This is a genomic window from Enterobacter sp. HMSC16D10, from assembly GCF_001807145.1.
Classification (GTDB): Bacteria; Pseudomonadota; Gammaproteobacteria; order Enterobacterales; family Enterobacteriaceae; genus Enterobacter; species Enterobacter roggenkampii.
Window position 1 is genome coordinate 1 of sequence record NZ_KV787848.1, and the last position, 9,597, is coordinate 9,597.

At 51.2% G+C, this 9,597-nt stretch carries 13 protein-coding genes; all 13 read left to right on the forward strand.

Features of this window, described 5'->3' with window-relative positions; all coding sequences use genetic code 11:
* A partial coding sequence (locus tag HMPREF3143_RS05615) for a hypothetical protein (protein WP_254668420.1) occupies positions 1-354 on the forward strand: 354 nt, incomplete at its 5' end.
* Between the two features lie 77 nt (positions 355-431).
* Positions 432-707, forward strand: a complete 276-nt coding sequence (locus tag HMPREF3143_RS26200) for a hypothetical protein (RefSeq protein ID WP_254668421.1) — start codon at positions 432-434, stop codon at positions 705-707.
* Complete coding sequence (locus tag HMPREF3143_RS05620; protein WP_247753932.1) at positions 694-2,055, forward strand: DNA cytosine methyltransferase; 1,362 nt, start codon at positions 694-696, stop codon at positions 2,053-2,055. The genes HMPREF3143_RS26200 and HMPREF3143_RS05620 overlap by 14 nt, the downstream gene beginning before the upstream one ends.
* A 60-nt stretch (positions 2,056-2,115) precedes the next feature.
* Complete coding sequence (locus tag HMPREF3143_RS05625; RefSeq protein WP_000687894.1) at positions 2,116-2,547, forward strand: hypothetical protein; 432 nt, start codon at positions 2,116-2,118, stop codon at positions 2,545-2,547.
* A 73-nt stretch (positions 2,548-2,620) separates the two neighbouring features.
* Positions 2,621-3,175 (forward strand): hypothetical protein, encoded by a 555-nt coding sequence (locus HMPREF3143_RS05630; protein ID WP_001093868.1) that lies wholly within the window; start codon positions 2,621-2,623, stop codon positions 3,173-3,175.
* Between the two features lie 232 nt (positions 3,176-3,407).
* Positions 3,408-3,794, forward strand: a complete 387-nt coding sequence (locus tag HMPREF3143_RS05635; protein WP_000042274.1) for a hypothetical protein — start codon at positions 3,408-3,410, stop codon at positions 3,792-3,794.
* A gap of 87 nt (positions 3,795-3,881) precedes the next feature.
* A complete protein-coding gene (locus HMPREF3143_RS05640; protein WP_001187970.1) occupies positions 3,882-6,335 on the forward strand; it encodes an adenine nucleotide alpha hydrolase family protein in 2,454 nt (817 codons plus the stop codon).
* A gap of 201 nt (positions 6,336-6,536) precedes the next feature.
* Positions 6,537-6,740: a hypothetical protein gene (locus tag HMPREF3143_RS05645; RefSeq protein ID WP_000050848.1), complete on the forward strand. Its 204-nt coding sequence runs from the start codon at positions 6,537-6,539 to the stop codon at positions 6,738-6,740.
* A 71-nt stretch (positions 6,741-6,811) separates the two neighbouring features.
* Entirely contained in the window at positions 6,812-7,417 is a 606-nt protein-coding gene (gene yfbR, locus HMPREF3143_RS05650) for a 5'-deoxynucleotidase (protein WP_000071870.1), read from the forward strand.
* Complete coding sequence (locus tag HMPREF3143_RS05655) at positions 7,410-7,679, forward strand: hypothetical protein (protein WP_000184110.1); 270 nt, start codon at positions 7,410-7,412, stop codon at positions 7,677-7,679. Before yfbR ends, HMPREF3143_RS05655 begins: the two co-directional genes overlap by 8 nt.
* 13 nt (positions 7,680-7,692) lie before the next feature.
* Complete coding sequence (locus HMPREF3143_RS05660) at positions 7,693-7,911, forward strand: hypothetical protein (protein ID WP_000260293.1); 219 nt, start codon at positions 7,693-7,695, stop codon at positions 7,909-7,911.
* Positions 7,912-7,984: 73 nt separating this feature from the next.
* Positions 7,985-8,542, forward strand: a complete 558-nt coding sequence (locus HMPREF3143_RS05665; RefSeq protein WP_000064432.1) for a hypothetical protein — start codon at positions 7,985-7,987, stop codon at positions 8,540-8,542.
* 74 nt (positions 8,543-8,616) lie between these two features.
* Complete coding sequence (locus tag HMPREF3143_RS05670; protein ID WP_000595210.1) at positions 8,617-9,468, forward strand: hypothetical protein; 852 nt, start codon at positions 8,617-8,619, stop codon at positions 9,466-9,468.
* The last annotated feature ends 129 nt before the right edge of the window (positions 9,469-9,597 follow it).

A 9,597-nucleotide genomic window follows, 5' to 3' on the forward strand; every position in this document is an offset into this window, starting at 1 on the left:
CATCCGCCCGGTTCGGGACGTGGTGCGCCCCCAAACTATTTGGAGTGCATCATGGAAAAACATAACCTCAAATCCGGATTCAGCATCTATTTCGCTGACGTCCATTTCGAGAAACAAGTCTACGCATTCGGCTCAGGACTTGGCTTCACCTCTGTGATTTACGCCTACTCGCTGGGCCGAGATCCGGAAGAAGCTGAGAAGCTGGCGCTTGAAAAGTACGACTCTGACGAAACGAAGGTGAAGAAGGTGCATGTCAATCTGGCTCGCAGCCAGGACATCAACCGCTACACCTTCCCTGAACAAATGGCTGGCTTTGCTAATGCCATTCAGTCTCACGGCATCGCTGTGAACTGAGAACCACTTTAAACCCATCGGGGCCATTACTTCCCGATTGGGACGGTAGTGGCCTCTCAACCGAAAGGAGAGAGCTCATGGCTACTATCGTAAACACCAAGTTAGGAGAACATCGAGGCAAGAAGCGCGTCTGGCTGGAAGGCCAAAAGCTACTGCGTGAAGGTTACTATCCTGGCATGAAGTATGATCTGGAGCTGAAAGATTCCCAGGTTGTGCTTCGCGTCAAAGAGGAGGGTAAGTTCACCATCAGTAAGCGCGAGCGCAATGGCCGGGTGTCTCCAATCATCGATCTGACCGTGCAGGAGCTTGCTACCGTTTTTTGGTGTAGAGATGCTCCGCGTGTTCATCCGTAACGGCGCAATTGTGATCTCTGCTCACCATCAACAAGAGCGAGTGATCGAGCGCGTCAACCGGCTTATCAGTAAGCTGGAGAATGGAGAATCGCTTTCGGTATGCAGCCTCTTTCATGGGGGTGGTGTGCTTGATAAAGCGATTCACGCCGGTTTTCACAAGGCGGGAATTGCCAGTGCCATATCTGTGGCCGTGGAGATGGAAGGGAAATATCTCGATTCGTCTTTGGCAAATAACCCGGAGCTTTGGAACGAAGATTCTATTGTTATCGAATCGCCAATCCAGGCTGTGAATCTCAGCAAACGCCCACCACAGGTGGATGTTTTGATGGGGGGCATACCGTGTACCGGCGCGTCAAAGTCAGGTCGCAGTAAGAACAAGTTGGAGTTTGCCGAATCGCATGAGGCGGCAGGTGCCATGTTCTTCAACTTCCTGCAATTCGTAGAAGCGCTAAACCCAGCCGTTGTGCTGATTGAGAACGTGCCTGAGTACCAGAACACCGCTTCGATGGAAGTGATTCGTTCGGTGCTCTCTTCGTTGGGTTACTCCCTACAAGAGCGCATTCTCGACGGCAATGAGTTTGGGGTTATTGAGCGCCGCAAGCGTCTTTGTGTTGTTGCGCTTTCCCACGGGATCGACGGGTTTGAACTTGAGAAGGTTCAGCCTGTTCGCACCAAGGAAAGTCGCATACAGGACATCCTGGAGCCAGTTCCGCTCGATTCTGAACGTTGGAAGTCATTTGACTATCTGGCTGAGAAGGAGTTGAGAGACAAAGCTGCTGGCAAGGGGTTCTCTCGCCAGCTTCTGACTGGCGACGATGAGTTTTGCGGCACCATAGGTAAGGACTATGCAAAATGCAGAAGTACCGAACCTTTCATTGTTCATCCAGAACAGCCGGAGTTGTCTCGCATCTTTACACCGACAGAACATTGTCGAGTGAAAGGGATACCAGAGGAACTCATCCAAGGTCTGTCGGACACTATTGCCCACCAGATTCTCGGGCAATCGGTAGTCTTTCCCGCGTTCGAGGCTTTAGCCCTCGCATTAGGGAACAGCCTGTGGAGCTGGGTTGGAATGATGCCAATCATGGTCGAAGTCGTGGATGAATCACAGCCGGTGATCGGTGGTGAAGACTTCCATTGGGCAACGGCATTGGTTGACGCAAAGGGCACTCTCAAGCTGTCACCGGCAGCGAAAAAACAGGGGATGCCCTTCAACATTATGGATGGTCAATTGGCTGTCTATTCACCTAACGGAACTAAAAAGAGCTGCGGCCATGAGCCTTGCGAATATCTCCCGGTAATGATGTCCGGAGACGCAATCATGGTCACTTCATCTTTGGTTCATTAGTAACTCACCGGGGCAATGCCGAAAGGCCTTTGCTCCGGCCTATCCGAAAGGAGAGTAATCATGAAAATCGAAACTGTTGTGCCTTTACCTCCCGAGGATTCAGGCCTTCAACACTGCATTGCCAGGTTCCATAACCGCAACATGGATTCCAAGCGAAAAGACAAGACCCGTTTTTTCAGGAGGGAGCCGGTTATGATCGTAAACCCAGAGACCAAAGCAAAGGTTCTCCGGTATGCGATGGGCAACCCTGGGAATTTATCCATCACAAAGCTGGCGGTCGCGCTGGATTACGATGCGGTAGATGCTCTGGGTGTTCGTTTTAAAGACACTGTAAATCTTGAGGTTCGCAGAGCCAGGCGCTGGGAAGTCTGGCAGTGGTTCTGGAACCATCCGGATCAAAGTGTCCAACTGTCAATCAAATTGGGCGTGGTTGGCGCTGTGTTGGGAGTCATGGGCTTCCTGACTGGCGTAGCTCCGTACCTCTTGGGATAAACCAATAAAGCCGTTAACGGGCAATGTAAGTCCGGAGACGGCTTGCATTGCTCTCTCGAAAGTGGAGAGTCAAATGAACACATTAGAACAACTTGTAAATCAGAGAGTGCTTGAGGAAGGTCTGAAAAAGGCGAAGCCATTGGCCGCGCAAATGGGGCTTGAATCTGTACCTGATGAGATGCTTGAAATGATCTGCCCAAACTTGAACTACTCTGGGCAGTTTACGCCAGCTCTGTACGCGAGATTTCAAAGCGTAAAGCGATTACTGAAAGAGTTGTCGGAACAAACCTCACCTAAGCACGGGCATATTGTGAAGTTTACCAACCAATATGGGAGCTACGATGAGTCAGCTTTGCTGTTCAAAGAAGGCGACGTCAGAAACCAGAACTTGGTTGCTTGTGTGGGCGGGAAGACGCTAAATCTCGGAGAGCTAGAGCTTCGAGATTATGGGCTCAATATGCACATCGGTTGCGGTGGACCATTTGAGCCGATCTCAGAAGCGCAGATACAGTCCTTGTCTGAGTTTGACTTCTATGAGACGACCTACAGATTCTGGGGCCAGAATCCATGTGGAAACGGGATGATAGACATCACCGTCCCTATGAAACGTTGGTTCTTGACTGTGTAGCTTCAACCTGAGTGCGCCGAGAAATCGGCGTACCGGCCCCTTAAAAAGGGTAATCAGCGCAGGGGGAAACCCCGCGCTTTCCCAAGCATCTCGGTTTCCCAGGGTGCTTCGGAAAGTGCCTTAGGCGCTCAAGTGCGGTAGCTGGCTGCCAAAAACAAACAGCAAATTATCAACCCTGACGGGAGCACCTCCTGTTAGGGGGGCTCCGTCATAAACTGAACGGAGATATAGCATGTCTAAAAACGTCAACGATGTTTTTTCAAACCGAACTTCTTTGGAATGTACTGTAAATGCAGCGCTGGATCGTCGTATCGGTCTGCGTGTCGGGTTCCCTCATTACAGAGAAGGAGCAAACGGTGTGGTTTGTGAGATCGAAGCAGAGTACCCATTGCTCAACACTCATTCGAGTGTTGCATGGCCCCTGCTCGATGAACTCAACAGTTACACCATCCAAAAAAACCAATCGCTCATTGATCACATTGATAATGCGGTCGCTGAACTGTTGAAACACAAGGCTCGTCTACAGCTTGATATTCAAAAGCTGCAAGACGGTGACATTGATCTGGTGAAACAGGCCAAGCAGCAATACGAAGACAACCAGATGTCGAGTAGCAGCTAGTTCAGGTCTGATAGCCAGGATTCAATTTTAACCCTACCGGGGTGCTTTCCCGGAAGGGATGGGCACCCTGCTAATCCAGGAGGCCCTATGCAACAAACATTAAACTTTGATCTATCAGAACAACCCATCCCAGTGCTTTTGCGTGGGGATAAGTGGGATTCTGTTTGGTCAGAACTGACTGATAACGAGGATTTGAACTTCGTTGATGCCAGTAGAGGAACCAGTCTGTCATCGTTGATCACGTCATCGGTTGAGTCCATTCACACGGCCTTAATTGATGGGTGGACCATGATGATCGGCTATTCCAGTGGTAAAGATTCTGAAACGGTCTTGCACCTGTTCCTGATGGCCCTGATCCGGGCTGTAAGGAGTGGGGCGACCATCAGCCAGCACCACTTCATCTTGCACACTGACACACTGATCGAAAGCCCAGAGGTAAGGTGGCTGGCGGATCAGAAACTGGCCGAGCTGGAGCGTTTCATTGCGAAGGAAAACCTTCCTCTGACCATCGTTCTAGCAAAGCCTGGGATCTCGCAGAGTTGGACGGGCCGAATCCTTACTGGGAGGGGGTTGCCTACGTTTTCCAACTCCACGGCCCGCCAGTGTAGCCAGGATTTAAAAATCACCTCTGCCAAAAGAGCGAAGGCAGCTTATATGCGAGAGCTTCCCAAAGAGGTTCGACAGAAAGTCTGCCTTTTGCTGGGCAGTCGTGATGCTGAAAGCACTATTCGTGCGGCCAACATTGCAAAACAGCGAGGAAGCTCAGATCGCGTCATTAAGACGAAAGATGGGGGTGAGCTGTATGTGGTGAAAAACTGGTTGGCGAGTGATGTCTGGGAGTTCTTACTATCCGCTGGCATGGGCTCAGCATATCCTCTGCCAAGTTACTTGGAGAGCAATGTCACTACGGCAGAGCTTTACAAGGCGGCAACAGGGGAGTGCGTGTGGTCGGCAACAGAGAAGAAGGCCAGTGACGCCTGTGGCGCTCGCTTCGGTTGCTGGGCTTGCCAGGCTGTTGGGTTGGATAAGTCAATGGAGACGTTGCTTGCCACGGACCCTGAAAGGCATGGCTATATGTCGGGGCTGAACCGCATCCAGCGCTACTTGGCAAAACGCCGGTACGCATGGGAAGACCGCCATCCCGTAGGTCGAACGATTTACGAGGGCGGATACATCAAAATACAGCCGGACGTTTACAGTCCTGTTTTCCTAGAACGATTGCTTCATGTCTGTTGCAGCATGGACTACATGGAGCAAAAGAGAGCTGATGAGCTGGCATACAAGCTGGCTACTGGTCAAGCAGAGGATAACGACTGGAACCGTCGAATGGCAGAGCCACAATTCCGGATCATATCGGAAGAGGCTTTAGTCCATATCGACTTCATGTGGGCCTTCCATCATTTCAATGATAAGCCTTTCCATGCCCTGGAGATTTACCACAGGGTTTGGTCGATGGGTGATCTGGACTTGCTGGAAGACGAGCCGCAGTGTGAAACCGTTCCTCAGTCACCAATTCCGAAGCCATTGTGGTTGAAGGTTGGTCGCTGGGGCGATGGTTCGCTTTCTGATGGCTTGGCCGATCCGTTAGCGGAAATGGCTTACTTTGACGGCGGGGATGACCCGTTGGCAGCGCAAGTGATCAATACCGCAGACGGAAAGAGAAGGGTGGTTTGCTTCGCAGAAGATGATGAAGTGAAAGTCGATCCCGACTCCGCTGCGTTCATCATCTGGAACGAATACCCGCGACTAAGGGAGTCTGTACTAAAGGGACATTATACGCCCGGTAGTGCAGCGCAGTTCTACCTTCGGTTCGGAGCAATCCAGCTTGCGAAAGGAAAAGGCGCTTTGTATCACCGTATGATGCAAAGAGGTCAAACCTACCACCAGATGGGCCTTACAGGGCTACAGACGATGGAAGGAATCCAACAGCGCAAGGATGTCAAAGTGCTTAGCGATGCTAAGTACAAAGATCTGGTGAAGCGAAAAATCAAGGGAAGACTGGCAACGGTACGCTGGTGGGTCAACTTGCACTTAACGTTCAAGTACCATCTGCACCACCGTACTCCGACGGGGTTGTTCATCGAGAAGCAACTTGACCAGGAAGCAATGGAAGAACAGAAACGGCATCAGGAGCGATGGTTTAACTACGTGACTGACGCGATGCTTTGTTACTCCAGCGCATTCTGTATGAGCGTCATGGAAGGGCGAGAGGGGAGCGGAAACGCCAACATTCGTCGTTACATGGCCGCGACCAGAAGGAAGGCTTATACGGCCCTCTGCGAGCTCTTGGACAATACTGACGCCCAGTGGGTGAATGATGTGGTCCAGAGTGCCGTAGGGCAGTATGAGGCGATACAGGCAGCCCTAACCGAAGGTTCGGCGCTTGCTATCTATCTCGACTGGATCAACCTACTGTCAAAACGCCATCCAGCCTCTTTGGAGCGACATGTCAGAACGATGATCAAGGCGGTTCAACGCTTACATCGCCGCGACGACACAGAGTTGCAAAGAGGACAGCAAGGCTTGTCCTTGGCCGCATAAAAAGCCCTCCTTCGGGAGGGCTTTTTCTTTTGCACCCCAAAAGGGCAATTACAGCGTTTTACCCTTTTAGGTGGCTGTCATACTCTTTGTTCATTGTCAGCGCTTGCTGGCTATAACGGTAGCTGGCCCAAAACAGCAATAACCTAACCCCTCGGGAGGAAACCCCTCCTGGGTTCTCTCCCACAAACAAAGGAGAGAAGCATGAGCCTAGACAAGTTAAGTCGGCTGGTGGACCAACAACGAAAGACCCAGGATGAAATCGACAATGAAATCATTCTGGCCGTCAAAGAGGTGTTGGCTACAAACTCAGTCGGTTTAGCCCGTGAGCTTGTTGGGGGTGTCCCGCAAGATCATCCATTCCATCCGTTTTTACTCGCTATAGCTAAGCAGCTTGACCCGAGATAACTAAGTAACCCAACCGGGTACACCAAGGCCCGGTCGGCTTTGGTGTACCTCCAACCAATTTTGGAGGCACTATGTCTAATTCAAATTTCGGCTTTCTAGCTCTGGCCTTGCGCCAACGCCTGATCAAACGCTGGTCACTGATGCACTCTGTTCAACCGGAGTCTGTGTTGGAACACAGCGCTGTTGTTACCCTGCTTTCCTACCTGGCTGGCAATATTGCCATTCAGCAAGGGAAGTCGGTGGATCTGGCAGTCATGCTTGCTCATGCTTCGTTGCATGATGCAGCCGAGGTTCTCTGTTCGGATGTTGTAACACCGGTCAAGAAAGCAAACGCTGTTTTGCAGCGTGAGTTTGAACGACTGGAAAAGGCCGCAGAGGACAAACTCATCCAGACTCTTCCCGAAGAACTCCAGGATGCAGTCGCCATAGCCTTCGCTCCCGGTGGCTATGAACAATCACTGGTTAAGGCCTGTGATACCTACTCCGCTTACATCAAGTGCAAACTTGAGGTGGCCGCAGGTAATGGCCTTGAGTTCCAGGATGCTCTCAGCAAAATGGAACGTGTTGTTGCTCAGGTGAAATCGGACTTCCCGGAAATCGACGCTCTGGACAAATGGTTTGGTAACGGACTCGGCCATTCAGTAGATAAACTGCTGGCAGGGGGTAACGATGACTAATCCAATCCCTGGCGACATCAAGATTAAGGACTTTGGCCGCGACCGGAAATTCCGTTCGGTTGATGAGCTTCAAAGCACTTTGTCAGAACAGTACAAAGGTCAGCATGTCAGCATCGTTTACCCTGCAAAGCCCAGCGGTTTACTCCGCACGGTTTTTGTCAGTGTCGATGATGCTGGTGGCGTGAATCGAACCTATGGGGACCAGTCTCCTGTCGATTTTTCTGCCATCAAAGATGACCTGTATGTACCAAGTGACCTGTAGGAGAGCACTAGCTATGGTGGTGATCATCGTAAACACAGGACACTATGAGTTTATCGGCCTTGGTGAGACCCACGGACAAGCCACAGAAGGGCTTTTGAAACGCTGGGACGAACACTGCGAACGTAATCCGGATGCTGAGTCTGGTTACATGCAGGAGCTGATAGAAGAAGGAAGCGCACAAGTTGTCGAGATGGAGCCCGGCTCCGCCGTAATTTACGGACTTGACGGCTAAGCCTTCTCAACTAACCCACTCGGGCGCATCATCCCGAGAGGGTGTGGTGCGTCCTAACCAAAAGGAATGCACTATGTCTAACTTTGAACAAGCTCTGGAGCGTACTGACGGTAAAACACTGATTCTCAGCAATGGGAGTAAGTGGGCAGGCCAAGACCCGGACAGCATTCAGACTTTACTGGATGTCCTGGGTGACAACGTTCTTGACCCGATGTTTGAGCAGTATCACTGTTATCGCCCATACCCGTTTGAACCAATGGTGAGGACGGGGCGAAATGGCGAAATGTTCCAGCCTTGGCTTGGGGCAGCCTGCTTCTTTGGGAACTTCCTGACCGTCTCTCATGTTTTCAACATCATCACGAAAGATGACGGTGTTGTTGAGGCCTTAACAGAGGCGATCCGGAAGAATATGGCGACTGAACAGTACCAGCAGAATGCCTATGAGCGTTATGCCGGTTGGTTCTACGCTGAAACCAGCGAAGGGTTAAGGCTAGTCTCTCCAAGTGAGGCTGCCGACATCCGAGCTGGCGCAGTTTCAAAGCTGCGTTACCCAAGAAACTTCGAGGTTATGAAAACTGCGGTTCTCAAAGGTCCTCGATTTGATACTGAATTAAGCCGCAAGGCTTCTTAACCCAAACATTAACCCCACGGGGGACATCGGTCCCTGAGGGGATGGTGTCTCCCTCTGAAATTAAGGAGATACCAATGATTAAACAGCATTTTCAAAACGAACTGGTTAAGTGTGGATACCCGGATGATCTGACGATTGAGTACAGTCTCGGATACTGCCAGGGGGATGGCGTAGCCTTCTACGGGGATTTGAGCGTTGATGACGTCAAAGCTCTCATGAATCGCCTATTCAGCACTGAGCCCGGCCAAGTGGATGCTGTCAGCCGCGTGAAGAACCTGATGGCACAGAAAGACATTGAGAATATGCTTTCTGTCCTCCGCGAATATGGTTCCTGTGACCTGTCCATTACTCGGAATAGTCACGGGCATCACTACAGCCATTGGAACTGCATGAACATCGACGACAACGTGGACTTCACAGGGATCTTCCCTGATGATGATTCCATGATTGGCACCGGCATTGAAGGGATTAACCAGGATATGGTCGAGCGCTGGCAAGACCTCTGGGAACGCTTTGTGCTGGAGCTGGCGGATGATGTAAAAAGTCTTTCCAAGAAGCTCGAAGCGGACGGGTACTCGCTGATCGAGGCCTCTCCATGCGAAGATGAAGTGGTTTGGGAACGGGCCACTGAAAACTACCTGGTGCGTGTTACTGAACTCCCTGAGCGGGATTTCGATATGGGCCACTGGGATGACGAAGTAAGAGACCAAACAATTTGTTCTATCCTGGAAGGGAAAGAGCGAGTGCTTGGCCTACGTGTTGAGGTACTCTCTCGTGAAAACGAGATTGTCCTGGGTGAAGAGAGTCTGCACGGCTTGACCGTTGCCAGTGATGACAAGAGCTACGCTGGCTACAGACGAGAACTTCTCCGGGGCGCTATCCAGCAAACCAGGGACTTTTTCTCTCGCCACCTCAAAGCGGCATAACAAGGCAGGGGGAAACCCCTGCTTTACTTCCCAAGTCTTCTTACTCATGGTTAAGCCATCAGTAAGCAGATTTTGTCCTCCCTGAGGGCGAAAGCGTGCGATAGCTGGTCGCCAAAAACAAACAGCAAA

Coding starts and splice junctions, on each gene's coding strand:
- HMPREF3143_RS26200 (WP_254668421.1), top strand. CDS start 432: ATGGCTACTATCGTAAACACCAAGTTAGGAGAACATCGAGGCAAGAAG.
- HMPREF3143_RS05625 (WP_000687894.1), top strand. CDS start 2,116: ATGAAAATCGAAACTGTTGTGCCTTTACCTCCCGAGGATTCAGGCCTT.
- HMPREF3143_RS05630 (WP_001093868.1), top strand. CDS start 2,621: ATGAACACATTAGAACAACTTGTAAATCAGAGAGTGCTTGAGGAAGGT.
- HMPREF3143_RS05635 (WP_000042274.1), top strand. CDS start 3,408: ATGTCTAAAAACGTCAACGATGTTTTTTCAAACCGAACTTCTTTGGAA.
- HMPREF3143_RS05640 (WP_001187970.1), top strand. CDS start 3,882: ATGCAACAAACATTAAACTTTGATCTATCAGAACAACCCATCCCAGTG.
- HMPREF3143_RS05645 (WP_000050848.1), top strand. CDS start 6,537: ATGAGCCTAGACAAGTTAAGTCGGCTGGTGGACCAACAACGAAAGACC.
- yfbR (WP_000071870.1), top strand. CDS start 6,812: ATGTCTAATTCAAATTTCGGCTTTCTAGCTCTGGCCTTGCGCCAACGC.
- HMPREF3143_RS05655 (WP_000184110.1), top strand. CDS start 7,410: ATGACTAATCCAATCCCTGGCGACATCAAGATTAAGGACTTTGGCCGC.
- HMPREF3143_RS05660 (WP_000260293.1), top strand. CDS start 7,693: ATGGTGGTGATCATCGTAAACACAGGACACTATGAGTTTATCGGCCTT.
- HMPREF3143_RS05665 (WP_000064432.1), top strand. CDS start 7,985: ATGTCTAACTTTGAACAAGCTCTGGAGCGTACTGACGGTAAAACACTG.
- HMPREF3143_RS05670 (WP_000595210.1), top strand. CDS start 8,617: ATGATTAAACAGCATTTTCAAAACGAACTGGTTAAGTGTGGATACCCG.